Origin of the sequence: Candidatus Mycobacterium methanotrophicum (genome assembly GCF_023515995.1) — a bacterium.
Lineage (GTDB): Bacteria > Actinomycetota > Actinomycetes > Mycobacteriales > Mycobacteriaceae > Mycobacterium > Mycobacterium methanotrophicum.
In genome coordinates this window covers 40,700-67,556 of record NZ_CP097321.1, presented here as the reverse complement: position 1 = coordinate 67,556, position 26,857 = coordinate 40,700, and the positions used below count along the sequence as shown (strand labels likewise).

Annotated in this window: 32 protein-coding genes and 1 tRNA gene; 23 read left to right on the top strand and 10 right to left on the bottom strand. The window is 63.9% G+C overall.

Features of this window, described 5'->3' with window-relative positions:
* The first annotated feature begins 437 nt into the window (after window positions 1–437).
* Window positions 438–701: a hypothetical protein gene (locus M5I08_RS24965; protein WP_219070223.1), complete on the top strand. Its 264-nt coding sequence runs from the start codon at window positions 438–440 to the stop codon at window positions 699–701.
* A 323-nt stretch (window positions 702–1,024) separates the two neighbouring features.
* The gene (locus M5I08_RS24960; protein WP_249763492.1) at window positions 1,025–1,939 is read left to right on the top strand and encodes a DNA-processing protein DprA; all 915 of its coding nucleotides are present in this window, start codon (window positions 1,025–1,027) and stop codon (window positions 1,937–1,939) included.
* Between the two features lie 547 nt (window positions 1,940–2,486).
* Here M5I08_RS24960 and M5I08_RS24955 read toward each other — a convergent pair.
* The 5 genes from M5I08_RS24955 to M5I08_RS24935 all read right to left on the bottom strand — a co-directional run bounded on the left by M5I08_RS24955 (window position 2,487) and on the right by M5I08_RS24935 (window position 5,483).
* A complete protein-coding gene (locus tag M5I08_RS24955) occupies window positions 2,487–2,909 on the bottom strand; it encodes a very short patch repair endonuclease (protein WP_219070900.1) in 423 nt (140 codons plus the stop codon).
* 348 nt (window positions 2,910–3,257) lie between these two features.
* A complete protein-coding gene (locus M5I08_RS24950) occupies window positions 3,258–3,551 on the bottom strand; it encodes a hypothetical protein (protein ID WP_249763491.1) in 294 nt (97 codons plus the stop codon).
* A 16-nt stretch (window positions 3,552–3,567) separates the two neighbouring features.
* Window positions 3,568–4,080, bottom strand: coding sequence for a GIY-YIG nuclease family protein (locus M5I08_RS24945; protein ID WP_219070931.1), 513 nt, complete (start codon window positions 4,078–4,080; stop codon window positions 3,568–3,570).
* The gene (locus M5I08_RS24940) at window positions 4,073–5,248 is read right to left on the bottom strand and encodes a DNA cytosine methyltransferase (RefSeq protein WP_249763490.1); all 1,176 of its coding nucleotides are present in this window, start codon (window positions 5,246–5,248) and stop codon (window positions 4,073–4,075) included. Before M5I08_RS24940 ends, M5I08_RS24945 begins: the two co-directional genes overlap by 8 nt.
* Window positions 5,249–5,412: 164 nt before the next feature.
* Window positions 5,413–5,483, bottom strand: a tRNA-Ala gene (locus M5I08_RS24935).
* A gap of 376 nt (window positions 5,484–5,859) precedes the next feature.
* Between M5I08_RS24935 and M5I08_RS24930 the strand changes: the two genes are divergently transcribed.
* The 4 genes from M5I08_RS24930 to M5I08_RS24915 all read left to right on the top strand — a co-directional run bounded on the left by M5I08_RS24930 (window position 5,860) and on the right by M5I08_RS24915 (window position 7,451).
* A complete protein-coding gene (locus M5I08_RS24930; RefSeq protein ID WP_249763489.1) occupies window positions 5,860–6,162 on the top strand; it encodes a phosphoribosyltransferase in 303 nt (100 codons plus the stop codon).
* Window positions 6,163–6,388: 226 nt separating this feature from the next.
* Window positions 6,389–6,826 carry a hypothetical protein gene (locus M5I08_RS24925; protein ID WP_219070643.1) on the top strand — a complete coding sequence of 146 codons (438 nt, stop codon included), beginning with the start codon at window positions 6,389–6,391 and terminating at the stop codon, window positions 6,824–6,826.
* Between the two features lie 45 nt (window positions 6,827–6,871).
* Window positions 6,872–7,207 (top strand): thermonuclease family protein, encoded by a 336-nt coding sequence (locus M5I08_RS24920; protein WP_249763488.1) that lies wholly within the window; start codon window positions 6,872–6,874, stop codon window positions 7,205–7,207.
* The gene (locus tag M5I08_RS24915) at window positions 7,203–7,451 is read left to right on the top strand and encodes a thermonuclease family protein (RefSeq protein WP_249763539.1); all 249 of its coding nucleotides are present in this window, start codon (window positions 7,203–7,205) and stop codon (window positions 7,449–7,451) included. Before M5I08_RS24920 ends, M5I08_RS24915 begins: the two co-directional genes overlap by 5 nt.
* 192 nt (window positions 7,452–7,643) lie before the next feature.
* On the opposite strand, the gene M5I08_RS24910 is transcribed toward M5I08_RS24915, so the two are convergent.
* Complete coding sequence (locus M5I08_RS24910) at window positions 7,644–7,847, bottom strand: antitoxin (protein ID WP_219070641.1); 204 nt, start codon at window positions 7,845–7,847, stop codon at window positions 7,644–7,646.
* A 160-nt stretch (window positions 7,848–8,007) separates the two neighbouring features.
* Here M5I08_RS24910 and M5I08_RS24905 point away from each other — a divergent pair, with 160 nt between their 5' ends.
* From M5I08_RS24905 to M5I08_RS24885, 5 genes are read left to right on the top strand one after another with little or no spacing between them, the layout of a single operon-like run.
* Entirely contained in the window at window positions 8,008–8,328 is a 321-nt protein-coding gene (locus M5I08_RS24905) for a hypothetical protein (protein WP_249763487.1), read from the top strand.
* Complete coding sequence (locus tag M5I08_RS24900; RefSeq protein ID WP_219070629.1) at window positions 8,301–8,717, top strand: hypothetical protein; 417 nt, start codon at window positions 8,301–8,303, stop codon at window positions 8,715–8,717. The genes M5I08_RS24905 and M5I08_RS24900 overlap by 28 nt, the downstream gene beginning before the upstream one ends.
* Window positions 8,718–8,743: 26 nt before the next feature.
* Entirely contained in the window at window positions 8,744–9,019 is a 276-nt protein-coding gene (locus M5I08_RS24895) for a hypothetical protein (protein WP_219070627.1), read from the top strand.
* A 9-nt stretch (window positions 9,020–9,028) separates the two neighbouring features.
* Window positions 9,029–9,340, top strand: a complete 312-nt coding sequence (locus M5I08_RS24890; protein ID WP_219070626.1) for a hypothetical protein — start codon at window positions 9,029–9,031, stop codon at window positions 9,338–9,340.
* Between the two features lie 31 nt (window positions 9,341–9,371).
* Entirely contained in the window at window positions 9,372–9,701 is a 330-nt protein-coding gene (locus M5I08_RS24885; RefSeq protein ID WP_219070624.1) for a hypothetical protein, read from the top strand.
* A gap of 105 nt (window positions 9,702–9,806) precedes the next feature.
* Here M5I08_RS24885 and M5I08_RS24880 read toward each other — a convergent pair whose 3' ends face one another.
* A complete protein-coding gene (locus M5I08_RS24880) occupies window positions 9,807–10,439 on the bottom strand; it encodes a S1 family peptidase (protein ID WP_219070622.1) in 633 nt (210 codons plus the stop codon).
* Window positions 10,440–10,663: 224 nt separating this feature from the next.
* On the opposite strand from M5I08_RS24880, the gene M5I08_RS24875 reads away from it, so the two are divergent.
* The 4 genes from M5I08_RS24875 (at window position 10,664) to M5I08_RS24860 (ending at window position 12,937) form a co-directional block, all read left to right on the top strand.
* Window positions 10,664–10,951, top strand: coding sequence for a hypothetical protein (locus M5I08_RS24875; protein WP_249763486.1), 288 nt, complete (start codon window positions 10,664–10,666; stop codon window positions 10,949–10,951).
* Between the two features lie 98 nt (window positions 10,952–11,049).
* Complete coding sequence (locus M5I08_RS24870) at window positions 11,050–11,772, top strand: Rv3717 family N-acetylmuramoyl-L-alanine amidase (protein ID WP_370328677.1); 723 nt, start codon at window positions 11,050–11,052, stop codon at window positions 11,770–11,772.
* A gap of 345 nt (window positions 11,773–12,117) precedes the next feature.
* Window positions 12,118–12,741, top strand: coding sequence for an IS607 family transposase (locus M5I08_RS24865; RefSeq protein WP_219070934.1), 624 nt, complete (start codon window positions 12,118–12,120; stop codon window positions 12,739–12,741).
* Entirely contained in the window at window positions 12,734–12,937 is a 204-nt protein-coding gene (locus M5I08_RS24860) for a hypothetical protein (protein WP_249763485.1), read from the top strand. Before M5I08_RS24865 ends, M5I08_RS24860 begins: the two co-directional genes overlap by 8 nt.
* A 103-nt stretch (window positions 12,938–13,040) precedes the next feature.
* On the opposite strand, the gene M5I08_RS24855 is transcribed toward M5I08_RS24860, so the two are convergent.
* The 3 genes from M5I08_RS24855 to M5I08_RS24845 all read right to left on the bottom strand — a co-directional run bounded on the left by M5I08_RS24855 (window position 13,041) and on the right by M5I08_RS24845 (window position 14,958).
* Complete coding sequence (locus M5I08_RS24855) at window positions 13,041–13,412, bottom strand: nuclear transport factor 2 family protein (RefSeq protein ID WP_219069422.1); 372 nt, start codon at window positions 13,410–13,412, stop codon at window positions 13,041–13,043.
* A complete protein-coding gene (locus M5I08_RS24850; protein ID WP_219069424.1) occupies window positions 13,379–13,996 on the bottom strand; it encodes a hypothetical protein in 618 nt (205 codons plus the stop codon). Before M5I08_RS24850 ends, M5I08_RS24855 begins: the two co-directional genes overlap by 34 nt.
* Window positions 13,997–14,511: 515 nt before the next feature.
* Window positions 14,512–14,958 carry a helix-turn-helix transcriptional regulator gene (locus M5I08_RS24845; protein WP_249763484.1) on the bottom strand — a complete coding sequence of 149 codons (447 nt, stop codon included), beginning with the start codon at window positions 14,956–14,958 and terminating at the stop codon, window positions 14,512–14,514.
* 244 nt (window positions 14,959–15,202) lie between these two features.
* Here M5I08_RS24845 and M5I08_RS24840 point away from each other — a divergent pair, with 244 nt between their 5' ends.
* The 8 genes from M5I08_RS24840 to eccCa are packed head-to-tail and all read left to right on the top strand — an operon-like array spanning window position 15,203 to window position 26,769.
* Entirely contained in the window at window positions 15,203–15,538 is a 336-nt protein-coding gene (locus M5I08_RS24840) for a type VII secretion target (protein ID WP_219069427.1), read from the top strand.
* A 2-nt stretch (window positions 15,539–15,540) separates the two neighbouring features.
* On the top strand, window positions 15,541–17,139 hold the full coding sequence (locus M5I08_RS24835) for a PPE domain-containing protein (RefSeq protein ID WP_219069429.1): 1,599 nt from the start codon (window positions 15,541–15,543) through the stop codon (window positions 17,137–17,139).
* 8 nt (window positions 17,140–17,147) lie between these two features.
* Window positions 17,148–17,540 (top strand): hypothetical protein, encoded by a 393-nt coding sequence (locus tag M5I08_RS24830; protein ID WP_219069431.1) that lies wholly within the window; start codon window positions 17,148–17,150, stop codon window positions 17,538–17,540.
* Complete coding sequence (locus M5I08_RS24825) at window positions 17,537–18,871, top strand: bacterial transcriptional activator domain-containing protein (RefSeq protein WP_219069433.1); 1,335 nt, start codon at window positions 17,537–17,539, stop codon at window positions 18,869–18,871. Before M5I08_RS24830 ends, M5I08_RS24825 begins: the two co-directional genes overlap by 4 nt.
* Window positions 18,868–19,230, top strand: a complete 363-nt coding sequence (locus M5I08_RS24820) for a YbaB/EbfC family DNA-binding protein (RefSeq protein ID WP_219069435.1) — start codon at window positions 18,868–18,870, stop codon at window positions 19,228–19,230. Before M5I08_RS24825 ends, M5I08_RS24820 begins: the two co-directional genes overlap by 4 nt.
* The gene (gene eccA, locus M5I08_RS24815) at window positions 19,227–21,167 is read left to right on the top strand and encodes a type VII secretion AAA-ATPase EccA (protein ID WP_219069437.1); all 1,941 of its coding nucleotides are present in this window, start codon (window positions 19,227–19,229) and stop codon (window positions 21,165–21,167) included. Before M5I08_RS24820 ends, eccA begins: the two co-directional genes overlap by 4 nt.
* The gene (gene eccB, locus M5I08_RS24810) at window positions 21,167–22,648 is read left to right on the top strand and encodes a type VII secretion protein EccB (protein ID WP_219069439.1); all 1,482 of its coding nucleotides are present in this window, start codon (window positions 21,167–21,169) and stop codon (window positions 22,646–22,648) included. Before eccA ends, eccB begins: the two co-directional genes overlap by 1 nt.
* Complete coding sequence (gene eccCa, locus M5I08_RS24805) at window positions 22,645–26,769, top strand: type VII secretion protein EccCa (RefSeq protein ID WP_219069441.1); 4,125 nt, start codon at window positions 22,645–22,647, stop codon at window positions 26,767–26,769. The genes eccB and eccCa overlap by 4 nt, the downstream gene beginning before the upstream one ends.
* Window positions 26,770–26,857: the final 88 nt, after the last annotated feature.

Below are 26,857 nucleotides of genomic sequence, written 5' to 3'. Positions count from 1 at the left end.
TCGATCATCGCCGGCGCAAGCCGTGGCCTCAGCCCTACTGGCTCTGCGGCTCACATTCCGACAGCAGTGCCCAGTAAAAATAAGCAGCGCAGGAGGATTCGATGTGTGAGCGGTTGGCGCGGCGATGAATCGGCCCGATGCCCGGATTAAGTACGAGTCAACGAAATGAGCGACATGACGACCGAAACTCACGGCTTACTCTGTGACGGTGCGTGCCCTGATTTCCAATATTGGGATGAGGAGTGGAGCATCTGGATCCACCGAGGTCCTCGCACTGTCCCGACGAGCCGAAACGCCACCGGCCGCGCCCCTGCCGGCGCCGGGCGCGAAACCTGTCGACTGTCATACCCCCATGCCACAATCGGCATCACCAACAGGCCAGAACCCACCGCAACACACCAACATCCCGAGGAAGGCCACGGAGGAGAATTGCCCGCATGGACGAGTTGATTTCTGACGCCGATGATGCGCAGGCCCGGCATTTTCGCCCTCGGCTTTGGCTGCTACCCACCGGCGTGCGGTTGGCGATGGACAGGCCCTGCGTCGCGACTGAGGGCAAGCCAGGGACGTTCATCGTGCAGCAGACGGTGAATCAGCTGCCAGCCGATGCATTCGTGCTGGCGGATGACGTGGCGGCGGCGTTAGCGGCCCGGCAGGAATGTGTGCTTCCGCGCGACCGCAAAGCGAACCCACGCGACTAATTGCGGGCCCCCGGCTCGGACTAATGGTGACTTCTCTGACGACTAAAGCCGTCCGATGCCTAGACCCGTGGAGTCATCGCTGACACCGATCCACACCGCGGAGCCCGATACCTGGATGTCCGGTCTGTCGCAGACGTTTCCGCAGTTCAGAAGGATGGGGGTGTAGTTATAGCCGTGAAATATTTCAGGGGTAGACCTACTCTCTCGCCGGGCCGAGGTGGCTTCACAAGGCCAGCTGCGCGTGTCGGTGCGCCGTTTTACGCTGCGTGTTTGCGGCGGCGCTACGGTTGATCACGACAGCACTTTCAAGGGAGGTGGCCTCGATGATGGAGTACTCGACGGCCGCCACCGTCGTGGCCTTAATGCGTACGCCGCCCAAGCAGGTGAGGCTTTCAGACCTCGGCGAAATGCTCCTCGACAGCGGATCTGCGGAGCTGACGTGGGGCGAGTACGCCGATGCGACCCTGCTTCCTGTGCCGGGCAGGGATCCGGACCGCAACAGCGCCGCACGCGACATCGAGCAGTGGCAGGCGCGTGGCTGGAAAGTACTCACCGTCTTGGACCCAGATTTTCCGGAAAACGTCCGAGCGGCCCGCCGCCCACCCGCACTGCTGATTGCACAGGGAAAACTCATCGCCGATGACCCCGCCGTCGCGATTGTCGGTTCCCGAAAAGCGTCGCCGACCAGCCTGGGCTTCGCTCGCAGTGTCGCGACCGGTCTCGTCGACCACGACGTCACCGTCGTCTCCGGCCTCGCCGAAGGCATCGACACCGCGGCGATGACCGCGGCGCTCGCGCTGGGTGGCCGCGTGGTCGCCGTCATCGGCACCGGTATCGACCGCACGTACCCGGTTTCGAATGCGCAGCTGCAGGCGGCGATCGCCGAACACGGCCTCGTGTTAACCCAGTTCCTGCCGGGCTTCCCAGGAGCACGATGGGCGTTCCCCGCACGTAACAAGACAATGAGCGCGTACGCGCAGGCCACAGTCATCGTTGAGGCCAGTGAACAATCCGGCACCAAGCACCAGGCCCTCGAGGCTGTCGCGCATGGCAGACGCCTCGTGCTGCACAGCAGCGTCGCCGAAACCACCACATGGGGCCGCGACCTCGTCGACCGTCCAGACGTGTTCGTCGTGGACACTGCGGGGCAGGCAATCGCCCAGCTAGAGCAGCTTGCCGCAGCAGAGGAGTCCCTGCGCGCTCACCTGGCGCCAGTACCAGCCGGCACCGATTGGTGAGCGATTCTCCGCTGCAAGCCAACATCCGCCTTGCACTCGGCCGCGTCGCCTACTTCCGGACCATCGCCGGGCCCGGCCCCGGCATCTGCGATGTCTGCCGCGGCCCCGTCGCCGGATCGGGACTGTGCAGCGTATGCGAGAGGACTCGCACCGTACTGAACGGCGCGACCTGCAATCACACGTTCTTCCTCGCCTACGCCGGCGGCCATCACCCCGTTATCTTCAGGTGCCCCGAGGCTGTCCCTCATGTACACGACAATGGCTGTCATCCAGGCTGATTGACTGTCGTGGTCGGATTATCTTCAGTTGTTCCACGACAGGCCGGGGTCAGCGAGCGTCACTGAGTCCACGTCTGTCCTCATCGGCGTTGTACCTGTTTCGGTTTATTACGAAGTGCGCCGGGGCCTCATCGTCGGAAATTCGGGTGATTTGCTCGTCCCCCGCGCGTGAAGATCCCGGCAGAGGAAGGCCCCGCAGAGGGAGGACCGTCGCCTACTAAGGACTTGATCACCGTGCCGCCCTGTCGGCACCACAACGAAGCCCCGACCTATCGCCGGCGGCGGGCGACGGCAGACGCGATTTCACGTGCGGCCTCCCTTAGGTTGTCGTGCTCCCACACGACGACTAGGAGCCACCCCGCGTCCCGCAAGGCTTGTTCGGTCGCCAGGTCCCGTCCCTTATTGCGGGCGATTTTCGCTGTCCAGTACTCCTTGTTGCTGGCGGGCGCGCGAAAGTGCTGCGGGCAGCCATGCCAGAAGCACCCACGCATCTCCACTGCGACCCGGCTAGGCCGAAAGACGATATCGACCGTGCGCTTGAGCCTGGGCAGGGGCCGAGCTGCTACGCGGTAGCGGAGTCCCTCGGCGAAAAGGAGCCTGCGCAGCGCGAGCTCGGGACGGGTGTCGCGACTGCGGTTCGAGCGCATCGAGCGTCTGACCGCAGGCGTGGTTGCCCACGACTCGCTCACCATGTCGCACACCGTACTCGGCCTGTTGGCGCCATAGCATCAATCAAGTGGGAATTCGACGCAGCACGGGTCTTGAGCCCGACGATCCGCGTCACGGCACTGCCAACGGTTATCAGAATCATCGGTGTCGGTGCGGCCGTTGCACGGAAGCTAACCGCGTCAATCACGCGAAGTACATGCAGCGCGTCCGCGCTCAAGGCCGCATCGTCGGTCAGCATGGCTCTGCGTCGGCCTATGACTCCGGCTGTCGGTGCGACATGTGCCGCGGGGCCCACAACGCGAAATCACGGGAGTACAAGCGGGGACGGCGGCGGCCAGTCTGAGCCACTGGTCGGCTTCGTTCTCGGGCCGTCAATCTTCTTCGACGCTCTGGTGGTCTTCCGGGAGGTCCTCCGCGTCGGAATCTGTTTGGTCGCGATCGATGTCGTGCTCGTAGAGAACAGTGCCAACGAGGCCTTCGACGTCGATCGAAGCGGGGTCGGGATCGGGGCGTCCCGCCGTGTGGGCGAATCTGGCGGCGGCCAAGTAGGTCAGCCGGACCGCCTGGATCACCAACACTCGGCGGAGGCCTGCCGACACCTCGCCGCGCTCGTGCGCGACAGCGGCCAGGCGTGCGATTGTTTCTGCGCGCCGGGCGATCCTCACATCGGGGTGCCCTCGCTCACGGCGCGCTTCCGATGTGATCAGGTCGAAGGTGATCGAGTCGGGCAGCTCGACTGGGTCTGAAAGAGGCGGGATTCTCGTTGAGGATCGCCTTGAAACGGCTCTTCGCTATCGCCTGCAGGTATGCCGAGTATTCAGCCGCGTTCAGGAGGGCCTTGGCGTCCGGATCGTTCCTCTGCTCGGACTCGAGATCCCACAACGGCCACAACTCGAGTTTGGCAACTTCGAAAACGTCCAGGATGCGCATCGCGACGGCATCGGTCCGCTGGTTGGTCAGATGCCGCCGCACCCGCGTCCGCAGCGATTCGTTGGTCTGTCCAACATAGATGGGCTCTGCATCGTAATCGTAAAAGGCGTAGATGCCCCACTTCGCGTTCGCCCAAACTCGCCCCTGCGCGTCAGTTTGGTTGAACGCCTCGGCTAAGCGGCGGCGAAACTCGCGGACCTGGAGCGCTGGAAGTCCGCGCGTTGGCGGTCGCGTACCTTGACGCCGGTTCGCCACGTCAGCCATTTACCGCCAACTGATCGGCGCGGCGTTCAACTGGCCTTAGGGCACCGTCGACAAGCGGCACAAGGTAATTCGCCGCGAGCCATTCGACTACCGGCACGCACACGGCGTCGCCGAACCCGAACAGCGCCTGGTTGGTTCGCAATCCGTCGAGTTTGTAGCCGTCTGCCCCCATGAGCCGAGCATATTCCGCTGGTGTCATCCAGCGTGCTCGAACCTGCCCTCGTCCGACCTCGACCAAGGCTTGCCGTGACGAACCCCCGCGAGCAGTTCGCAGACATCCAGCGATATCGTCAGAGCGTACCTCCCACACCGCCACCCCGTGGCGGGTGCGCCGATAGGCCGTCCGGTAGGCCGTAGACTGCTTGCGTCGCAACATGTCTAGACGCTCGTGCTGCAACGGAGACAACGAACCCGCGAAGGCTGCGACACGCTCGTCATCCCACCATCGCGCATCGTCGGCGCCGATCTGCTCGATAACGCCCCGCAATCCCTTCGTCATCGGTGCCGGAACCGGCGGGAGCGCCGCCTGATGGGTCCTCAGCGAACTATTGTCAAACGCGGCGCGAAGCCACTTCGGCCGAAACGGATGGCGTTGCTGCGCATGCTGGGGAGGATCTTGCGCTCCGATTACAAACAGGCGTGGTCGAGACTGGGGGACGAACCGGCGAGCGTCGATGGCCAGCAAGTCGACAGAGTAACCTAGCCTATTCAGCTCGCCGATTGCGGCCGCAAGATCAGCCCCACCCCGGGAAGTAGCCAGTCCCGCTACATTCTCCAGCGCTACAACGGGTGGTCGCCGCGTGCCGAGGTCGTCCAAGATTCGCGTGAAGTGCCAGAATGTTGCGGAATGCTCCCCACCCAGCCCTTCACGACGGCCCGCAAGAGAAAGATCGATGCACGGAAACGAAGCCCAAGCCAATGCCAAATCTGAGGGCAGTTCGGCTGCCCGCACGTTCGCAATATCGCCCAATGCATACCTGTGGTGATCGAGGGCGTTGCGAAAGTTGTTGTCGTACATAGCCTGTTTAGTCGGCTCGATGTCGTTGGACCACGCGACTCGGAAACCTGCCCGTTCGAGTCCGATGCGGACCAGCCCGATCCCGGCAAAGAACTCTGCCGCGACGAGCGATCCTCCAGAATTGTTCGGCAATGTCAGCACGTCGGCCATGACCGTCACGCTAGTAACAATAAGGCGCCAGTGGGGGATATGGGGCGGAGTGTCCCGGAGCAAATTTCGCCCGAGTTCTATCGAACATGCGTTCGACATTAGCTGGTTTTCCGGCCGCGCGCACGAGTTATCCACAGGCCGTCCTCACGACGCGTGGCGAATTGTGGAGTCACGGGGAATCGAACCCCGATCTGAGCCTTGCAAAGGCCCCGTTCTACCGTTGAACTATGACCCCGTCGTGGACATGACCATGACAGCGTACCTGCAGGTCAAGCCGTATTTGCTCTCCTTCTCCTCCAGATAATCGTCGAAGGACGCTCCCAGAGCGCTCAGACCATGCGCTCATACAAGGCCCAGCCGCCGACCGAGCGGAACAAACTCGACGTGCAGCTGCTCACCAACACCACCACCGCCATCCACGACAGATGCATCCGCGCCGCCGAGAACGGCCTACCGTGGGACGCCGCAACCTACGTGCCGTCCCGAACACCACGTCCCGGATTACATCCGGTCTCCCACATCGCCCCCGTAACGTCGCGCGCCTCGTTGGAGACGATCCCGCCCGCGACGGTCCGTACCAGATCAGCCGCGTCCTCATCGAAGCCGGTCCAGTGGACGCCCCGCGCACGGCCGATGCCGATCGATTCGCCATCCCACCCGGCGTGCACCCCGCGATCGTGGGCAAACGCGTGCTACTGGTCGACGACACGTGGACTTCGGGAACGTCGATGCAATCGGCTGCCGCCGCCCTCAAGCGCGCCGGCGCCGCGTCTATAACCGGACTCTGCGTCACACGATGGCTCAGCTGGAGCTGGATTGAGCACGTGCCCCTGCTACAGCGGGTCACCGCGACAGCGTTCGATCCTTTCTCCTGCATCGCATACGCGCGCGTCTGCAGGCTGCCGCCGACGTAGCGCCCCGTTGGCGTCGATGATGGCGGCGCTTCGTGCCAGCTCCGCAAGCCGCTCCGCTCTCGCCGTTCGAGCCCCACACGGCACCGGCTGGTTACCCGCAGCACCAAAGCCGAACGCACGTGCCCGATGTGGGGTCCGTCGTCGACGGCGAATACCGGTGTCATGTCCTTGAGTCGCGCGTCAGGTCCTCTGGAACATCGCGATTCCTGGACTTACGTTCGACAGCATGTTGATGTTTAACGCTGGCGGCACAAACCGCACCGAACGACTGGCAAAGGCACTCAAAGAGTCGCGGCCAGATTTCACTCTGCACAACGCCAGGATTTTCGCCCGCACCGTAATCGATGCTCCTGATGGAATTTTCAGCGCTAAGCCGCTGAAGTTCTTACCCCAAGAACGGTCAAACAGCGGGCAGGCCGATGAACGAGACAAGGCGCCTGTGGCGGTCCGGGCTGTTCTGCCTGATGCAGAATTCTTCCGGATCAACCCCAGCGCCATTGGCCCGAATCTGTTGCCGCTGGCGGCGCCCGATGCGCTGAGCGGCGACCTGGTTGCGGAGCGTGGTGGCGGGCTCGTTCTCTACCTCGGAAACGGACGTGTCTTCGACGGCGGCGCCGTCCACGACGACTTGCAGAAGCTGGGTCTCGCGATTCCGGACCGGTGAGGGACGTGGAGTCAGCTACCTCGACGACCGGCGAGGCGGCGTGAGATGTCTAGATCAAACCCAGGCGTTGGCGTTGCACTGCCCGGCCGCTACGGCTGGGTCGCCGGGATGGGTCTTTTCATCGCCGCGGCGCTGCTTATTTCGGGGTGTGGCCACAGTCATGCGGGCCCACAGCAGACCAACGCCGTGGTCGTGAAGGTGGTGGACGGCGACACGGTTGATGTGCGTTCAGATGAGCGGGGCCGGTTGAGGATTCGGATAATCGGCATCGACACCCCCGAGACGAAGAAGCCTCGCTACACAGTGGGGCTGCGGAGGCTCGGAAGCGACCGAGTACGCAAAATCGCTTCTCTCCCAACAGAGAGTCAGCGTAGTCATTGACCCCAGCCAAGACGTGCACGATCGCTATGGACGCACTCTGGCCGCCATCATGCTTTCGGACGGACGGAACTACGCCGTAGAAGCCGCACGCGCCGGCCATGCACATTCCTACGTGTACAGGCACCATCCGAGCATGTGGGCCAACGAGATTGCCGCCGCCGAGAAACAAGCACAAGCGGCCGGGATCGGGATTTGGGGAGTCCCCTGCTACGGCCACACGGAATCAGTACCGAAGACGACGTAAAACGCAGCATCCACGACAACGGGACTTGGCGCTACGTCGGCCAACGTGGCGACCACCGTCAAACCGCGCCAACATGACACGCTAGACATCTGGGTCGGGTGGGCGTGGAGCGCCGACGGCCTTGTTGAAAGCGCTTGAGCTTTAACCTTGGCTTGCTGCAATACCTTCCGCGCCGTGGATCACTCAATGACATCACCCGGTGGAGGTGCCCCAACCTAGGTCCTCGTCGCCGACCTTGGGCATTTCGGCGGCGGCGAGGGTGGCGATGCGCTCAGCCTCGAATGCGGCTTGCCGTTCGGCCTGTTCGGACAGTTCGTCGAGGAGCGCCGCGATTGAGATGCCGCGCTGGCGGGCCTGCGCGGCGAGCCGGTTGCGGGTGGTCGTAGCTGTAGCCATAAACGGCCTCTTGAGACTGCCTGGACGGCGCCCGACCGCGTCGGTGGGTGTGGCGCGTTGGCGGTCCTCTTGAAAGCGCTCGAGCTGGGCTCAAGGATCGATTACATGAACCTGCTTCGCCGCTTGTGCGCTTCAAGGAAGTGAGTCGGAGATGTCGAGTGTGTCAGATCTGACCCGATCGGTGGCGCAGTGGAGCGCGGACGTGTTGCTGTACGGCGCGGCGGGAATGGGTGTTTGGATCACTGCGGCCGTCGTGCGTCGGCGAGTGCCGGTAGACGGTGGCGGGACTGAGTACGGGGCGTCGGCGCAGCCGCGCACCAGGCACGTGTGGGCGGCGCCGGGATGGTGGTTGCCTGTGGCGGTGCGCTTGACTGTGCTCGCGGCGGTGGCCGCCATGACGGGAATAGCCTGCGACATAGAGGCGGACCCGGATTTCGACAAGTACGAGCACGTATGCGCCTGCATCAGCCGGGCTTGGTGAAACACCACGGGGGACCGGAAGTGAAGAGTGATGAGCAGCCTGTCGCCGAGAAGCGGTTGGGTGAGTTGGAAGCTCGGCGGCGCTACGAAACGTGCTGCCACATTGATCAGCGATCACTCGACCACCCCGTCACCCGGCTTGCTGCAGAGTACGGCTGGCGCCTCGACAGCGAATACGCTGGTCCCGGGCGCTGTATCTACACCGGGCCCAATGGGCAAGAGATCGCGGCTTTCCTGACATTCGACGGAGAGGCTGCTGCCGAGACCGCTGTCTACTACGCCCTTCCCTTTCCGCCAGATGCACAGTGGATCGATGTGAATGACCTCCCCTTGGTGGATCAGATGAAGCACTTGCGCGACTACTTCGCCAATACCCCAGAGGTCCGGTGAAGGTAACGCGACAGGGAGACAGGAGAATGCTGGCCAGTGGCGAACACGACGTTGTCGATCTCGATCAGGCCGAGGCTCAACCGATTGCGGACGATCGTTCTGCCGATTGCAGCTGCGGGGCGCGCCGGACCATTCTTCGATACAACGCGCTCTCGCCGTGCGCCGGGCGCGCCCTGGCAAGGCTCAAGGCGGCACATCCCGACGAATACGCCAAGTACCTTGCCGAACTCAAAAAAGAAGCGCTAGCGGAATTTGAAGCGAAGTGGCGACGCCACCTCGCTGGCGACCACAGGCCGAGGTAGGTAAGCCAAATGAACGGAAGGAGATTCGAGGCGATGGACTGGTTGGTGGACCGGCCGGCTGGGACGTTGGAAGATGCGATCACTGCACGTGACGCGGACGTACTAGCGCAGTGGGCAAGGTATTTCAGAGGTGGCCAAAGTATCAGCATGCGTTCGCTCGATGGTGTGTGTCGAGTGGTCGAAGAAATCGGCTACGTCTTCTCGGGCGAGCGTTTCGACGAGACGGAGTCTGTGTGGAATGTCGCCGCGTCAGTCGCGCGTGAGCGTGGCCATGGTGATCGCGTGGCCGAGGTCGAGGCCTCGTACCAAACAGTCCGCTAACGGGATGAAGGCAATGGACGCCGCACATGGTGTGGCCGCGTTCCGGGCATGTCGACACGACGCCGGTATCGGCTACCGCGCAACGTTGGAAGCCGTTGGCCCGCAAGCGGTCAATGCAATCGTGGCGTGCTTGAGCGGTGCGGGCCTTATAGAAGCCGCGCATCACCCCGAGGATTTTGCGGTCCTCGACATCATTGACGTCATGGGGTCGCCGGTTGCAGATTGGGCGATCCGCACGGAAAGCGCCTTCGAGCGACTTCGCGTACCGCTGCACCTTCGTGTCACATGTTCGGATTGCGACGAGTGCGATCCAGATCGTCGCTCGGCGCCGGACCTCGGCTCCTGGAATATGAAGAGCTAGGGGTGCGGCCCGCCGACGTACCGATACAGAGGCATAGAGGCGGGAGGTTCACGCTAAAGGCGGACGTCTGCCGTTACGTCGATCACCTGCGTGGGTTGCCGGTAATCAGAAGCTCAGTGACGGAATGCTTTTGCGGAGAACTTTTAGCGCGCGGTCGATGGGGATGAACGCGCTGCGGCACGCTCCCGGCGTCCCGGGCTCGTTGTGTTTGCTTCCGGTGATCTCGATGCCTAGGGCTCCGTGGTCGTTGTAGATGGCTCCGCCGCTGTCGCCTGGGTGTGAACAGTATGAGGCGCGCGTGGCCATGGAGTTCCAGGGGTATCCGGTCTCAGTGAGGCTGGCATCTGTTTGTGTCACTGTTCCGCAATTCGTTTTGTTGTGTCGGAAACCGATGAGGCATGCTTTGTCACCGACGGCGGCGGTGGTGGGGTTGTCTGGAATGTGTTGCCACCCTTCGCCGTGCAGCGTTTTACCGGGATACATTTCAACGAGGGACACGTCGTCGTACCAGCCGTTACTGGGGATTGTGAAGGAGCGTTCGAATCCGATGGGGTGGGTGTGGTCGGTGGGTGTGTAGATGTAGATGCCCGTGCCGTCTGGATGAACGTAGTGGCTGCCCGATTCGGTGCGGAAGCAGTGGCCGGCAGAGATGAAATATCGCGTGCCCGCGTTGTTCCATGCGGGAAAGCCGACGCTGCACGAGCTCCAGGAGTGGTCGGCGAAGACGTCGTATTGCATTCCGGGCCACGCCCAGTCGGCGTGGGTTTGGGCTGTCGCAACTGCTGTCGGCATTAGGGACAGGCCGAGTAGGAGCAGTCCGAGTGTCGATATGGTGCGACCAAAGAAGCGCGGTCGGCGGCGACATCTCGGTGACGTTGTCTTGCCGCCGATGTCGCGGCGGCCGCCGCGCCAATGGTCAATATGCCCCATGTTTGCGATTATGTCGCAGCGGAGCGACACATTTGGTGGCCAACGCCGGCGTGTACTCACTCCGGGACGGCTGCCAGGTCCTCTGGAAGAGCGCGATTTCTGGCCTTACGTTCGACATCATGTTGATGTTCAACGCTGGCGGCTACTCCCACCATCACAGTCTGTTCGATACGTTCGTTAATGCGGCCATGTGGCGGTGGGGTTCGATCGCCATGAGTGCGGTAGTGCACCAGCTGCCGGTTTTAGTGCCGGTGGGAATTGGTGTTCTGGTGGTGGCGGTCGTTGCGCGGGGTCTGCGGTGGCTGCGGCACCGCGCGTGACAAACAGACCGCGGTCGACAGACGAGGTCGCGGTGAGCTGTGCGTTTCCCTTGCCGGCCCTGCCGTCTGGTCCAGGCGCGACGAGTCGACGTCGTCGCGTGGCTGCATCAGTGATCGCGTTACTTGTGGCCGCCGGCGCCCCTTGTGCGCCGGCGGTGGCGACTGCGGGTCACCTCGCCGGCATGGTGGTGTTCCTCGATCCGGGCCACAACGGCGCCAATGATGCATCGATCACACGCCAGGTGCCTACTGGTCGGGTTGGCACGAAGGACTGTCAGGCCAGCGGGACGTCGACCGCTGATGGTTACCCGGAGCACACGTTCACCTGGGACACCACGTTGCGGATCCGCGAGGAGCTCGAGCAGCTCGGTGTACGCACGGCGCTGTCGCGGCAGAATGACACCGGGCTGGGGCCCTGCGTGGATCAGCGGGCCGAGATGGCAAACGCGTTGCAGCCCAACGCGGTTGTGAGCATTCACGCAGACGGGGGCCCGCCCAGCGGGTCGGGATTCCATGTGAACTATTCGGCGCCGCCGCTCAAGGCTGCGCAGGCGGGCCCGTCAGTGCAATTTGCCAGGATCATGCGTGATCAGATCGCGGCTTGCGGCATCCCACCGGCTGACTACATCGGCGTGGAGGGGCTCTATGGTCGCGGGGATCTGGCCGGCCTCAACCTGGCCCGCTACCCGTCGATCCTCGTCGAGCTGGGCAACATGAAAAACGCGAGCGAGGCGGCCGCGATGGAAACCCCCGCCGGGCGTCAGCGGTACGCCGACGCGGTCGTTCGAGGAATCACCAATTTCCTTTCATCGCAAGGATAAGAAGCGGAAAATGATCGAAATGGGCGAGACTTTTGCCACCCGTGGGTGGATTCTGGGCAACTCGGCGACCGCTGTCACTAACTTGGACAGCCACATCCTGTACGAGATGGTGGTGAGGGGGAGCTTTCCGAAAATTGATTGTGTGCTGGATCTTAAGGGGCAGCTGGCTAAGAGGTGACAGCGCTCGGAACTCGACCGGCTGGTTGGCCGGTTGACGCAATGGGCTACTTCGAATGGGCGCCGGTGAGGTGGTTTGTGAGGTCGGGTCTTATCAGGGGTTCGAACTGTTCCGTCAATACTGAGTGATAGTGAGCGTACGGACGTTCTAGTGAGTATGCTGACGTCGTGAACTTGACCGAGTGGGCGCGTGGGCAGGGTGTTCATCCGCAGACGGCGTATCGCTGGTTTCGGGAGGGAACGCTGCCGGTGCCGGCGGTGCGGGTCAATGCCCGGACGGTGTTGGTGTCCCCGGAAGTGTCCTTAGGTTCGACGGTTGCCGCGTTCGGGTTGTACGCACGAGTCTCGTCTCATGATCAGAAGGCAGACCTGGATCGTCAGGTGGCGCGGCTGACCAGCTGGGCCGCCGGGGCGGGGGGTGCGGTGGTGCGGGTGGAGGCTGAGGTCGGGTCCGGGATGAACGGATCACGCGCCAAAGTACGGCGGCTGTTGGCCGACCCGAAGGTGACCGCAGTGGTGGTCGAGCACCGGGATCGGTTGGGGCGGATGAACACCGAGCTGGTGGAGGCGGCACTTTCCGCGCACGGCCGCCGGCTGGTAGTGCTCGACGACGGTGAGGTCGACGACGATCTGGTGCGCGACATGGTGGAGGTGCTCACAAGTTTCTGTGCGCGACTCTATGGTCGCCGCAGTGCTCGAAACCGTGCGTTGAAGGCGGTCGGCTGCGCGCAGCGTGATATCGGCCCGAAGGCGGTTGTCGGTGCCGCGAGCAAAGATAACGGCCGTGAGTAAACGTGCGTTGCGGCGGATCGGTGATCCAGTGGTGGCGGCCGGGCCCCGCGGTGTTCGCGTGCGCACCCGGCTGCATCTGACCGAGGAGGAAGCTGCAGCTCTTGGTGAGGTTGGCCGGTACCTGGATTCGGTATATCGGCGAGAGCTGACGCACCGGATCGCGCTGGGCCGGGCCAAGCTTCGCCCAGGCAGCTGACGACTACCAGACGTCAGCCGCCGCCCGGCCGTGCGTGGTGCGGCGATGACCCCGCTGACCGCCTGCCTCGTGTCCCGGCGGGGGGCTGGGGTGGCGGCGCGAGTTAATCGAGGTTTTCCGACGCCCAGTACTCACGCAGGCTCGCTATCAGATTGCCGCGGAATTCCAGGATGGCGACCTCGCGCATCCGTTTGCGGCAGCCTGTCACCAGGTCGTCGAATGTCGCTTCCCATTCGGCGATCGCAGTGGTGCCGTTATCGGCGAGGTAGAGGTTGAGCAGCCGGGCGTCGATGTTGGCCTGCTCAGTGACGACCTTGGTCTGCCAGTAGTGTCTGATGCCGGCCAAGGTGCGGATCGGCTCTTGCAGCACTCGTTCGTGATAGGTGGCGTCTTCGGTGAAGATCGTGACGATCAGGTCTGGGTCCTGTTCGACCCACGCCTTCAGGTAGGTGGCGATCGTTTCGTTGACGTCCACTGGTCCTCGATTACCTCGGCGAGTGGGATTGGCCGGCCATAGGGGTCATGCTCAAAAATGGTGCCGTATAGGCGGCTTGGTTCTCGTAGGGACACGTTCGCCAGGTCGATGCCGATCTCGGTGCGCGGCTCGACACGAACCCACCGCCAGCGGTCGGCGACGACCTGGGCGTCACTTTTCACGGCGGTGTAGAAGCCTTCCAGAATCGTCTCTCCCGGGAGTACGGCCAGATGGACAGACCCGAAGTAGTAGCTGTCGCTGGTGTTGCGCCATTCGCCGAGCAGATGCCGGCCGGCCAGCCTCAAATTGATGTCGTTGCGGAAACCGACAGCACGGCCTTCTGTGCGCGGATCTGGTGGCGAATTCTTCGCGGTGATGGCCCCGCTGACAGTGATCATGGTGAGGTCGACGTGGTGAGCGCCCTCGTAGACGTAGGCGGTGCACCACAGCCCCGCCAGTTCTTCGGCGAGGATCGCTGGCGCAATCGGGGAAAGCAGCCCACCATTCGCGGCGCGCGCACGACGGGCCTCCCCAGGCGAAAAGAGATCCTTGGCCGTCCACCCCGAAAACATCTGTTCTAGCACCAGGCAATGGTATCCACGGGGCAAGGCCTTCAACTGCCCGCTCAACCAGTGGTAGTACGTCGCTTTCGTCGGGGGTTCGGCGCTACGTGGCAACTCTAATTCCCTTGCGATACGCCGATATTCGGCTGAAAATGCCAGATACTCGTGAAGGTGACGCTGCGTTAAGAGCGCCTTTAACACCGGCGTCACGACCTAAGCGATTCGCCGCCATCGGACCAACTCGGACACCAAATCAGACTAAATCGGACTACGTGATGTCGCGAACAGACCCCCAAGTCACGCACTGTATAACGAGCCAGCCCGAAGCTGGAGAGATCCCGAGGCGATTGGGGCCGTCAATGGGTATCGATGAAATCGTGCATGAGAAACCGGCACACGAATGCCTGATCGGCGATCACGTTACCGTCGAAGTGAAGATGGTGCTCGAAGTCGTGAGGGAGGGCCTCGGCCGTGCGGCTTGGCGCGGTTTGCTCATCGACGTAGCACTTCCGAACGGCCGGGTCGCCGGGCTTTGTTCACACAGGGGTGCCCGGTGGTCGTTGCCGTGCGCGGTCGTAGGCGGCGCGATATTCGGTGACGCTGATGCCCAGACGGGCTGCCAACTTGATGGCATTGGTTTCGGTGAGGGCGATGTCGGCGCGTTCGATACCGCGCAGGGTGGTTGTTGCGACGTTAACAGCGGCGGCGAGTTCGGGTTGGGTCAGCCCGTTGAGTACGCGCCAGTCGCCGGGGTAGCGGTGGGCCGGGTCAATGGGGACGACTTGGCTGATCGGTGCATCGAGGATTTTCATGACCCGGGCCAGCAGGTCGACTTGAGGGGTGCGTGTGCCGGCTTCCCAGGCGTGGATCGTCGATGCGCCGACGTTGGCGAAGCGCGACAGGTCGGACACGCTCAGGCCGCGGTGGCGGCGGGCGTTGGCGAAGTCGCCTGCGCTGAATCCGCGCAGAACTTTCCTGCTCATGAGCACTCTGTGGCGATCATAGGAAGACAGGTTCACCGAAGTTGCCATCCTCGTCTAATGCGGCTGTCGTAATGAATAGTCGTTGTGTAGAGTACAGGGCTGTTAGGAACTTCGGAAGGAACCCGGTATGAGCGCACGGCGACCCGATAGCCCAGCAGAGGGCGTCGTTGCTCTGCTGGCCGCGCCACCCTGGTTGCGTGGATGGACTGTTGAAAACCCTGATGGGCTGAAAGATCATTACCGCATGAGTTCAGAGCGCATTTCTTTTGACACCACATCCCTGCGAACCGCTGCCGAGGGCAACGACACCACCGCGGCGATATTCGACGATTTCGGCCGCGCATGCCGGGACTGGATCGGCGAGGTCGAGGCCGAGATCATGCGGTGCCACGGAGTGGTGGCCGCGCCTGTAGGCAGCGCCCTGCGCGATTTCTACGCCGGCCTTGGCGATCACGCGGAGGGCGCCGGCGGCGACCACGTGGCGCTGGGGGAAGCGTTGCGCGGTTCGGCAACGGCGTACGACGACGTTGATGCGGGCGGTGCGGCCGCGGTAAACGCCGCGGCGGGCGGTGAGGTGTAGCTGTGGGCGGTGTACGTGTCGACCCCGAGCAGGTGGGCCCGCAGATCGGTGCGGTGCTGGCATCGGCGGCGGCAGCGCTGAGTGGTTCGGCGGCGATTCCGCCGCCGTTGCCGCCGGGCGCCGACCCGGTGTCGGTGGCCGCGGCCAACGGCGTGGCGGTCAACGGCGGCAAGCTCAGTTCGCAATTGGTTGCCGGGGTTTCGCGGCTATCAGAGGGCGGTAAGGCGGTGATCGCCGCGCTGCAGCGGTATGTGGTCGCTGATGCGCAGGGCGCGGCGGCAGTGGGCGGCTCTGGTAGCGCCGCGGCTGGCGCTGTCGGGGCGCTGGCCGACATTGATATTCCGTCTGCGCCGATGGTCGAAATCCCCAACCTGCCGTTTGACATGCCCGCGGCACTGGCCACCGTGCCCGCTGAACCTGACGTCGTCGACATGGCGCTGCGCTCGGGGGCCGCCGAAAGCGGTATGGAACCGCACGCTGCTGGATGGGATGCGACCGCCACGAGCCTGTCGATGGCCGCGCAGTCGTTGCATGAGCTTGCCGGTGGGCTGCCCGCGTCGTGGGAGGGCCACGACGCGCAGGCGCTGTCGGATCGGCTCTCGACATTCGGTCAGTGGATGGAGCATTCGGCCACGGCGGCCAGCGCCCAGGCAAATGGAGCGCGTCAGGTCGTCGGGCACTGGAGCACGGCGGTGAACAAGCATCCCCGGGCCGAGGATTACGAGCAGCAGCGCCAATTGTTTATGCAGGCCGCAGCACGAGCCGCGGCCGGAGACCCGCAGGGCGCGGTGGATGCGGCGCAGCATGAGGGCGAAATGAGCCGGATGAAGTCGGACTCGGTGACGACGATGACGTCATTCGGTGAGGCCGCCGGTGGTGTCAACGACAAGGTCAACCTCCTGGGAGATTCGCCGAGGATCAGTGGCGACGGCGATCCTCATCTGCCGCACCAGCCGGCAAAGAAAATCGGGACTGCCGACACCGATGACCTGTTGTCCGCGGATGCCGACGCGGCTGGCGCCGGAGGCGATTCGGCCGGCGAGTCGGGTCAGGCCACCGGCAGTGCGATGCAATCGGCGATGTCGATCCCCCAGCAGGTCGCCGACGCCCTGGGGAAGTCTCTGGGTCAGGCGAGCCAGCCACTGCAACAGGCCAGCCAGGCCGCCAGTCAACTGGGCAATGGGCTGGGCGGTATGCCCAGCGGGGGCATGCCCAGTAGCGGCATGCCCAGCGGCGGGTCGCCCCGAAATCCGCTAAGCAAGCTCGGTTCTGGAAGCAACGGGTTGGAAGGCCTCGGCGGCGGAGGCGGCGGGCGCACGATGCCGGCCAGCTTGCCCGAACAGCTGTCGCCGCCGGCCGCAGCGCCGCCCCCCGCGCCGACGACCGCGGTGCCGACGAACGCCGTGCCACGCGGTGGGCCGTCAGCGGGCGGGGGAATGATGCCGATGGGAATGATGCCGCACGGCAACAGAAGTGGCGAAGGTCAAGAAATCGAGCGGAACACGCAATGGTTTCCCGATGAGCCTCTGGTCAAAGACGATGTCGAAACGAGCGAACCAATCGCGGGGCAGCGTAAGCGCACGCGGCCGACCGAAACGTAGGGGTGCGGATGGCTTTTCATCCTCAGGTAGAGCAATTCTTGGCCGACAGCAAGCGCCTTAGTGACGCGCTGGGCGCTATCGAGGCCGCGGCGTTTGACAACCTGCGTGTGCGCCGCGCCGCCCCTGATGAACCCGAGGTGATGCCCGAGATCGACGGATGGGGTGCGCTGACCGACGTGTACCTCGGCGAGGGAGTCGTGCAGCGGTACCGCGCTGAGGAGTTGGGGGAGCTCGTCATGTCGGGAGTGCGGGAATGCTATGCCGTGCTGGAGGATCGCCGTCGTGAGGCCGCGCACGCCGCCGCGCCAGATCTTGGCCCAGCGCTGTGGGCTGAGGCCCCCGACGAACACAGCATCGGCAACGACGACCACGAAGCAACGGGTGAAGGCTCGGCGGTATGAGCGCTCCCGCGATCGCGCCGGCCGAGCTGGTCGGTGAATGCTTGACTGGTTCGGTGCGGCGGCTGCTGGGTGGGGTGCATTCGCTGACCTCGGCGCGCGTCGTGGTGGTGTGTGTGGATGCTGAGTGGGTTCGGGTGACGTTCTCGGCGGACCCCGGCCGGCTCGGGGCTCCGTGGCAGCCAGCCGGGCAACCGGGCTGGTTTAGTGCGCCGCGGGGCAGCGAACCGGGGTTGCGTGATGGCTCGGCGGACCCGGTCCTGGTGGTTGTCGGTGTCGGTGAGCGTGCGGTGGTTGCGGTGAACGTGTTGGCCATCGACGAAATCGGGGTGTGCTGCCGGGGCAGAGGCGAGTTGATCGGCAATTGGCTTATGCAGGGCCGTGTGCAGGGCGCCGAGGGCGACGGTGGGTCGCTGGCCGGTGTGCGGCTCAGTGAGAATCCCGACGCGACCGTGGTGGTCGCTGACCCGTTGGTGGACGGGGCGGCGCCGGGCTGGGTTGATGTGCTGGCAGCGGGGACGTCGTGGCCGGTGCGCCCACTTCGAACGCCCGCCGCCGGCGTCGATGACGGCGATGTCGCGAGGGCCGGATCGCCTGATGACGGCGATGTCGCAGCGGACGGGTCCCCTGGTGACGGCGATGTCGCGGGGGCCGGATCCCGTGGTGACAGTGCACCGGTCACGGTGGCGGATACGTTCGACAGCGAGGAGTCCGGCGATCCGGGCGAAGGAGAGGCTGCGGTATCGGTTGCTGGTGATGGCGGGCGGATGACGGTGTTCGGTCGGTTCGAGGTCACCGACAGCGATGGTGTTGCGCTGCAGCCGATGCAGCAGCAGATCATCGGCGCTATCGCGATCCTGCAACCAATACCTACCGCGGAGCTGTGCCAGCTGCTCTACGGGACCGAACGGTCGAAAAGCTTCCATGTGGCGATGAGCAAAATGCGGCGCCGCGGTCTGCAACCGGTCGCCACCGACGACGGATATCGCATCGATATCGACAGCGACTGGGCGCAATTTCGTGCGTTGATCGGATCAGACCCGTCGGCGGCGTCGACGGACGCACTCGAGCGTGCGGCGCAGTTGGTGGATGGACCGCTGTTCGGCAACGAGCCGCCGTCCTGGGCCGTCGCGCAGATGCCGGGGATGGCCGCCGTGGCTGCCCAGGTGTGTCGGGAGCTGGCCGCGCGCCATAGCGGGGACCGGGAGCAGGCGCTGGGCTACGCGCGTCGTGGGCTGGCGGTGGCGCCGGGACATCCGGAGTTGGGTGAGATCGTGTCGATTCTCAACACGATTGGCGGACAACAGGATACGGGCGGGGATGTGACGGCGTGACCGAGAGCGTCTTACCAGACATCGAAGAGTTCTACACGCGGGAATTCTCGGTGTACAACCCGGCGGGCACGGTTGGGGTCAGTTGTGATGGCCGGGGGGAAGTGAGCGCGTTGATGCTCGACGAGGACGCGCTGGCTTTCGGTGAGGACGAATTGGGACGCGAAATCGTGATGTTGGCTCGGCTTGCGCGGGAGAAGTACCGCATGGAGTTGCGGCTGTTCTCGCTGGCATCGCTAGCCGCGCAGGGCCGCAATACTGATCGGATGGATCGGTTTTACCGGCGTGTGCAAAAGCTGCCGACACCGGAGGAATACCAGGACATGGAAACAGCGGAGTTCGCCAGGAGGTACTCGGCGTGAGCACGGCAACCGACAATTACGAAGCCGGTGTGGCGGCGTTGGGGATCATTGATGGGGGTCGTGCCGATCAGCAGCAGGCGCTGACCTATTTCAAGGAGGCCACCGAGCTGGATCCGGTGATGTGTGATGCGTGGCTGGGCCGAATCCTGTGCGGTGACAAGGCTTCTGGCACGCTGTACAAGGCGTGGCGGTGCCGGCAGCAGATGCACGCGCAGGTCAACCGGATGGGGATTAACGCGGCCCAGCTGTGGGCCCGTTTCGACATCGGTATGGGCATCGTGGGGCTCGAGCAGCCGATCTATGACCAGTCGTCGTTGGCGGCGGCGTTGGCCAGCGCGTTGGCGATGGGGAGTCGTCCAGACTATGCCGAGGCCATCGATACGTTGGGTGAGGCATCGCCGACGGCGGTGACCGAGTGGGTCAAGGCGGCCGTGTATTACCGGTGCGAACGGTGGCCCGATGTGATCGACACGGTGACCGGGCAGATGCGGTTGTTCGATAAGGATGCCGCACTCAAGGTGGCCGCGGATTTGGCGGTGGGGATTTCGTTGGCGCGGCTTGGCCGGCTCGATGAGGCCGACACCCATTTGCGTGCGGTGGCCGAGCAGGACACATTGTCTGAGGCGGTGCCGGCTGCGCAATGGTATTCGGCGTTGATCGCCCGGGAGCGCCGCCAAGAGGATACGGCCAAAGATCTTCTGCGGCAGGTCAATGCGGTGGCCCCCTCCGCTGAGGTAAGCGCAGCCCTTGACGACAGTGGGGTGCGGTTGCAGATCACCACACCCGAGGCGATCGCTGAGCGCACCGATCCGTGGGACCCGGCCACCGGGCCCAGCGCTGCAGACCTGGCCGAAGCGCGGGCAGCCGCGGCGCGCGCCGAGGTGCTGGCCGAGGCGACGGCCGAGTTGGAAGCCCAGGTGGGGATGTATGAGCTCAAAGATCAGGTCCGCACGTTTCGGTCGAGGATCAGGATGGCTGAAAAGCGGCGCAACCTGGGGTTGAAGACGCCGGCGGCGGCCAACCACATGATCTTCATCGGGCCTCCGGGGACCGGTAAGACGTCGGTGGCCAAGGTGATCGCCAAGACTTTATGCGGGCTGGGGATTGTGTCGACCAGCAAAGTTGTGGAGGTCTCGGGTAAAGAGCTGGTGGGTGAGCATCTGGGTGAATCGGAAGGCAAAACGAAAGCCTATGTCCAGAAAGCTCTCGACGGCGTGTTGTTTATCGACGAGGCCTACGCGCTGATCAGCGCCGAGAACAAGGGCTCTAACGCCGACGCGTTCGGCAAGGCCGTCATCGACACGTTGCTGACCTTCATCGAAAATGAGCGGCACCGCCTGGTGGTCATCATCGCCGGCTACGAAGAAGACATCGATCAGCTGCTGGCCACCAACGAGGGCATGACCAGCAGGTTCGCCCATCGCTTCCGCTTCAACACCTACAGCCCCGATGAATTGATCGCGATCGCTCACACGCTGGCCGGCGGCCGCGATGACACTTTGTCGGCCGACAGTGTCGAGCTGCTCGGCCACACCTGTGAACAACTGGCCGCGATCACTACCGGTGCGCGCGACGCTGACCCGGTCGAGTTGCTTACCGGCGTGCTTAGGGCTTTAGCCGAGGATGAGATCGCCGTTGAGCGCCGCGATGGGTTATTGCGATATGCGCGAGACCAGTTGGCGGCGATCACTACTGCGCGGCGCAGCGCGATCGACCTGGTCGGTAACGGCAGGTTCATCCGCAAAGTACTCGAGAACGCCGCCGACTATCGTGACGTGCGCGTCGATGAAGCGTTAAGCGATGACGGTGACGGTGATCAGGACTTGCTGATGACGATCGCGCGAGCGGATATGGCTCGTGCGCTGCACAAGGTGTTGTCCGGCGAATCCCGTAGCAGTGGCGTGGATTTCGCCGCGATTCTGGGAGGGCTGGTCTGATGCCGTTCATTCCCACATCGAAGCTTCAGGTCAGCGGTTACAAATTTCTGGTGGCCCGACTCAACCACGCATTGACAAGGTTTGAGACCACGATGCGTCACGACCCCGCCCGCGCGACCTCGATGGCCCAAATGGGGGGCGTGGCGCTCGTCGCGCTGATCTGTCTGGCTGCGGTCGCGCTGGCGTACTTTAAACCGCAAGGCCTGCGGGATAATTCGCGTATCGTGCAGGCCCGCGGCGCAGCACAGCTGTATGTCACCATTGATGACAAGCTGTACCCGGTTCTGAATTTAGTGTCGGCGCAGCTGATCATCGGTAGCCCCGATAAGGTCGCGCAGGTCAAACCGCAAGAAGTGCAAGACATGCCGCGAGGTCCCCTGATCGGTATCGCCGGGGCGCCTGAGCAGGTGTTCGAGCCGGCGCAGACCGACGCCGTGTGGAGCGCCTGCGATGTGATCAACCGGCCGGGCACAGCGCTGCCCGATACCCATACGGCGGTGATCGCGGGCCCGCAACAGCGCTCGTTGGTTGCCGACCCGTCGGCGGCCCGCATCGTGTTGGGGCCCGATCAGGCTACCTGGCTATTGAATAGTGGTGTGCGACGCCAGATTAACGTTTCTGACACCGCCCTTGTCCTGGGGCTGGGCTTGGCTCGCTTCCCGGTCATCGACGTGATCAGCAAGGACTTGTTTAATGCTATTCCAGCGGGCCGCCCGATCGCGTCGCCGGTGATCCCGGCTGCCGGTGCGCCGCCACCGTATCCGGTCGCCCCCGGTGTGGTGGTCGGCTCGGTTCTCCGTGTTCCGCAAGCTGATTCGGTGAGCTGGTATGTGGTCCTTGCAGACGGTGTGCAGCAGATCCCCGAAGTGATGGCGTCGGTGGTGCGTAACACCAACGCATTTGGAGCCAGCGTCGCGCCGACCGTGTCACAGGACCTGGTCGCGAGGCTTCCCGCCGCGTCGCCGGGACTGGATACCTCGATGTTTCCCGACAAGCCGTTGCATTCGGTTGCCGCGCTCAACGATCCAGTGACGTGCTGGCAGTGGCGGAAAAACGCGGGCGAGCAACAGGCGTCGCAAGTGTTGGCGTTCTTGCCGGCGCTGCCGCTGTCCGATCAGCAGCGCAGCCTGTGGCGCCACGACTTGGTTTCCAAGCCGACCGTATCGATGTATGCCGCCCCCGGTGGGGGCTTCTATGTGAGCACGACTGGCTGGGATCCACGGTCGCCGGCGACTGAAACCCGTTGGTGGGTCTCGGATCGTGGTGTGCGTTACGGGCTGATCGACAGCGCTGGTTCAGCGCCGGGCAGCTCACCGGCGACAGCTTTGGGGCTCTCGTCGCCTCTGGCGGCGCCGTGGTCGGTGTTAGCGATTCTGGTCAGCGGACCCGGATTGTCCAAAGATGCAGCGATGGTCGCCCAAGACACAGTGCCAGCGTCGCCGCTGGCAGTGGTCCTGGGCGGAGGAAAGGGTGCAAGTTGAGTATCCAGCCGTGGATCCCGCGCCGGCCCGTGGAGCCGCCGTCGGCCAAAGACATCGCCGTGGAAACCGAAGTGCCGCCTCCACCGGAGGTCAAGGAGGTTGTGCCGCCCAGCAAGTTCCAGCGGCTGGTGCCGCTCATCATGGTGGTGGCTATCGTGGGCATGCTGGGAATCTTCTTCGCCTCAGGCATCAGGAGAATCACCAGCCCGACGATGCTGATTTTTCCGATCATGTTCGCGCTGTCAGCGGCGGGCATGGTGGGCGGGCACGGCAACGCCGGCGGGCCGAAAACCCTGGAGATCAACGCAATTCGGCGTAAATACCTGGCGATGCTGTCGAATCTTCGCGGCAAAGTGCACGAGCGTGCCGGCGCACAGTACAGTTTCTTGGCGCACTTCGCGCCACCGCCTTCGGCGTTAGCGGCGATGGTCGGCGGGCCGCGGATGTGGGAACGGACCCGCCCGGACAAAGACCCCACCTACTTTTTGGCCCCACGAGTCGGGGTGGCGCGCCAGAAACTGGGCGGTGGGATGCGTATGGCCGACTCGCCGCCTGAGCAGGTGACCGAGCCGGTATGCCGCGGCGCCGCCGAGAGATTTTTTCGTGCTCACCGGGCCGTCGAGGACATGCCGGTGATCATTGACCTCAAAACCCACCGCGCCGTGCAACTGGTCGGTACCGGTGACCTGGCGGGACTGATCCGGGCGATGCTGTTGCAGCTGGCCGTGCTGCATCCGCCGAACCTGGTGCTGATCGCCGTCATCACCGACGACCCGCAGAGCTGGGATTGGATCAAATGGCTGCCGCACAACCAAAACCCGCATCGGCGGGACGCGCTGGGCACCGAGCGCATGGTCTACAGCGCCGAGCAGGGCCCTGCCGGGTTGGCTGACATCCTGGCCGGCCGCGGCGATTTTGCCGCTGATGCAAAATTCACCGGCAGTAAACCGTGGCTGATCGTCGTCGCTGATGGGGCGCGCTCGATTCCGGGTTGCGGCGAGGGGATGGAGGCGGTGACCGTGCTGCGCCGCGGCGGGGTCGACGAGGATGGCCTTGAGGTTACGGGTGCGCGTGTGCAAGTCGATCCCGATGGTCAGGCCCGGAAACGGCGTAGTAGCGCAGAGGATCCGCTGAGGTATTGGCTCAGCAGTATCGATGCGGTCGATGTCACCCAGGCGCGTCAGATCGCGCGCCAGATGGCGCGCTGGCGGGCGGCGACCGATCAGCAGGCCTCGGCCTTGCGATCGGCGGGGACCGCGGAGGTGGTCCGGTCGTGGGCGGGTCTGCACGGGGTCGATGACGTGGGGGTCATGGGCGCTGGTCTGTGGCGCCGCCATCCCGAGGGCGATGCCGATCGGATGCGCGCGCTGATGGGCTGGGATCAGGTGGGAGCCCCGTTGTCACTCAAGATCACCGAAGAAGCTGAGCAAGGCATGGGCTCGCACGGACTCATCTTGGGCTACACCGGGTCCGGGAAATCCACGCTGCTGGTCAACCTGCTGTTGGCGCTGGTGGCGCGGCACACGCCTGAGGAATTGAACCTGGTGTTGATCGACTACAAGGGTGAAGCGACTTTCGATGGTTTCGAGAAGCTGCACCACACGGTGGAGATCATCTCCAATCTGAGTTCCCAAGACATGATCGATCGGCTCAGCGCGGTGCTGCGCGGCGAAGTGGAACGTCGTCAGCGGCTGCGCAGCGATATGGGTACCGCCACTGTCGGCAGGAAGTTCAAGGACGCGCGTAGCTATCTGAAAGCCCGCGAGCGGGGGGCCAAGATTCCGCCGTTTCCGACGTTGCTGATCGTGACCGACGAGTTCACCGCGCTGCTTAAAGATCATCCTGAGTTCAGAGACGACTACGAGCATCTGGCGCGGCAGGGCCGGTCGGACCGGATCTGCCTGCTGAATGCCACACAGTCGTTGACCGGGGTGAATGTGGGGCAGATGTTGTCCAACTGTGGCTGGAAGATCGCGATGAAGACCGCCACCGCACAGGATTCCGCGACGGCGATCGAATCCAAGGACGCCTACTACCTCGAATTGCCCGGTGAAGCGTATTTGAAGGTGGGTGGCGCCGAGCCCCGTTACTTCCGGTCGGCCGACCCCTATGAGGCGTATTTCCCGCCTGATGAGCCGCTGGCGGTGCGTGCTGAGCGCGGCGCGGGCGTCGGGATCACCGGGGTCGCGCCGTTCAGTGTGACACCGGTGCCGATACCTGGCCAACGTGACGATGACGACAAAGACGAGATTGCGCCGGTGCAGCGAACGGCCGAAGAAGTCGACAATGCGCCCGAGGTGGCTGCGGTGGTGCTCGAGCAGCTCGCCGGCCAGGGCCCGGACTGCTACAAACTGTGGTTGCCGCCGCTGTTGCGTCCACGCCCGGTCGGCAGGCTGGTCGCCGACAGTGGCCTGGTCGCTGGCGACCAGGCGGTCCTGACCGTGCCGATCGGCCTGTTGGATGTGCCTTTCAAGCACGCCCAGCAGGTGTTCAGCGTGGATCTTTCCGAGCGCAACCTGGCGATGCTGGGGCGCTCCCGGTCAGGCAAGTCGGTGGCGATGCAAACGCTGGCGCTCGCGGCGGCGAAACTCAACAGCCCCGAGCGTTTGCAGATCTATGGGCTGGACTTCAGCGCCGATAGCAAATTGTTGGCGCTAGAAGGGCTGCCGCACGTCGGGGGCGTGGCGCTGCGCGGTGACCAGGACGCGGTGGGGCGGGTGATCGCCGAGGTCGCCGAGGTCCGCGAGAAGCGGTCAGTGATGTTTCGAACGCACCGCATCTCGAGCATGGCCAGCTACCGCGCCAAGGTTGCCGAGGGATCGATGCCCGATGACGGGTTCGGTGATGTGCTGCTGCTGCTCGACGGGTTCGACGCGTTCAGGGAAGATCACGATGATCTCGTGCCCGCGATCGCCGAGCTCACCAACAGTGGCTTGGCTGTCGGTGTGCATGTGGTGATCGCGTTGCAGGTGTACACGACACTTGGCCGTAGCCTGAACCAAAGTTTCAGCACCAGAATCGATTTCAAGCTCAACCAGCCCGAGTTGTCTGGGGTGGGCAACAAAAAGCTGGCCGAATCCATCCCCGGGGATGTGCCAGGCCGCGCCCTTGATCTAGCTAGCCAGCTGCATCTGATGATCGGGGCGCCCCGCCTCGATGACGTCGAGGAGGTCGACGATGCCGGCCTGGCGGCCGCCGTCGCCGATATCACCGCGCAATGGCAGGGCAAGTCGGCGCGCCAGGTGCGGGTGCTACCAGCGCGGATTGAGGCGGCCGGCCTACAGGTCCCGACCGACTGGCGTGGATCGCCGTGGACGGCGCCGATCGGGCTGTATGAGAAGAACCTCGAGCCGGTGCTGTTGGACTTCATGTCCGGGCGCCATTTGAACGTGTTCGGCGGCCCGAAATGCGGGAAAACGCATCTCCTGGCGGCCATCATGAAGTCGCTGACCAGCCGTTTCACTCCCGAGGAGGTCAAGTTTGTTGTCGTTGACCTCAAGGGATCCCCGCTGCTGGACGCGATCGAGGATGACTACATCCTGCGCTGGGAAGGCCAAGAAGAAGTTGTTAACCCCAACTATGACGTGGGCAACCCTGCAGCAGGGAAGCAAAGGATTACGAGGCCCGTCGCGCGCACCGGGCTGGTGACCAACCCGACCGATCTGGCCCCGGTGATGGGCGATATCGGGCGTGCGATGCATCGCAGGCGGCTCAAAGGCACCGAGTCCATGGAAGAGCGGCGGGCGCGTTCGTGGTGGAGCGGCCCGGAGATCTTCATCTTTGTCGATGACTACGCGCCGGTGATGAATGCGGCGCCGGCGGGGTTCGATCCGTTAGCCCCCCAGTGGGGCAACGCGCCGCTGCTGGGCATCCACTCGGTGGTGGCCTGCCCGATGGTGACAGCCAATCGTGCGCTGGGGCAGGGTAAGTCGCTGCCCCGGCTCAACAACGAGGCGGGTGGAACGAACCTGGTCATGGACGGTCTTCGCAACGAGGGCCCGGTGCTCAACATCCGTCTGAACCGCCTGCCCCGCGGCCGGGGAATCCTGCTCAGTGCCGACGGTCAGGACGTGATCCAAACGCCGGTGATGGGTTCTTTAGAGACTGCGCCAATCGGTTAGTTCGCTCAGGTCAGGCATAGGGAGGTTCACTATCAATACAGTCCTATTGCAGCGACCCGGCAAGCGTGTAAGGCTGTTTACTATTGGA

Excerpts from the sequence above, each read along its gene's own strand:
- M5I08_RS24965 (WP_219070223.1), top strand. The coding sequence starts at position 438 with ATGGACGAGTTGATTTCTGACGCCGATGATGCGCAGGCCCGGCATTTT.
- M5I08_RS24960 (WP_249763492.1), top strand. The coding sequence starts at position 1,025 with ATGATGGAGTACTCGACGGCCGCCACCGTCGTGGCCTTAATGCGTACG.
- M5I08_RS24955 (WP_219070900.1), bottom strand. The coding sequence starts at position 2,909 with ATGGTGAGCGAGTCGTGGGCAACCACGCCTGCGGTCAGACGCTCGATG.
- M5I08_RS24945 (WP_219070931.1), bottom strand. The coding sequence starts at position 4,080 with ATGGCTGACGTGGCGAACCGGCGTCAAGGTACGCGACCGCCAACGCGC.
- M5I08_RS24940 (WP_249763490.1), bottom strand. The coding sequence starts at position 5,248 with ATGGCCGACGTGCTGACATTGCCGAACAATTCTGGAGGATCGCTCGTC.
- M5I08_RS24925 (WP_219070643.1), top strand. The coding sequence starts at position 6,389 with ATGTTGATGTTTAACGCTGGCGGCACAAACCGCACCGAACGACTGGCA.
- M5I08_RS24920 (WP_249763488.1), top strand. The coding sequence starts at position 6,872 with ATGTCTAGATCAAACCCAGGCGTTGGCGTTGCACTGCCCGGCCGCTAC.
- M5I08_RS24910 (WP_219070641.1), bottom strand. The coding sequence starts at position 7,847 with ATGGCTACAGCTACGACCACCCGCAACCGGCTCGCCGCGCAGGCCCGC.
- M5I08_RS24900 (WP_219070629.1), top strand. The coding sequence starts at position 8,301 with ATGCGCCTGCATCAGCCGGGCTTGGTGAAACACCACGGGGGACCGGAA.
- M5I08_RS24895 (WP_219070627.1), top strand. The coding sequence starts at position 8,744 with ATGCTGGCCAGTGGCGAACACGACGTTGTCGATCTCGATCAGGCCGAG.
- M5I08_RS24890 (WP_219070626.1), top strand. The coding sequence starts at position 9,029 with ATGAACGGAAGGAGATTCGAGGCGATGGACTGGTTGGTGGACCGGCCG.
- M5I08_RS24880 (WP_219070622.1), bottom strand. The coding sequence starts at position 10,439 with ATGCAATACGACGTCTTCGCCGACCACTCCTGGAGCTCGTGCAGCGTC.
- M5I08_RS24845 (WP_249763484.1), bottom strand. The coding sequence starts at position 14,958 with ATGAGCAGGAAAGTTCTGCGCGGATTCAGCGCAGGCGACTTCGCCAAC.
- M5I08_RS24840 (WP_219069427.1), top strand. The coding sequence starts at position 15,203 with ATGAGTTCAGAGCGCATTTCTTTTGACACCACATCCCTGCGAACCGCT.
- M5I08_RS24830 (WP_219069431.1), top strand. The coding sequence starts at position 17,148 with ATGGCTTTTCATCCTCAGGTAGAGCAATTCTTGGCCGACAGCAAGCGC.
- M5I08_RS24825 (WP_219069433.1), top strand. The coding sequence starts at position 17,537 with ATGAGCGCTCCCGCGATCGCGCCGGCCGAGCTGGTCGGTGAATGCTTG.
- eccB (WP_219069439.1), top strand. The coding sequence starts at position 21,167 with ATGCCGTTCATTCCCACATCGAAGCTTCAGGTCAGCGGTTACAAATTT.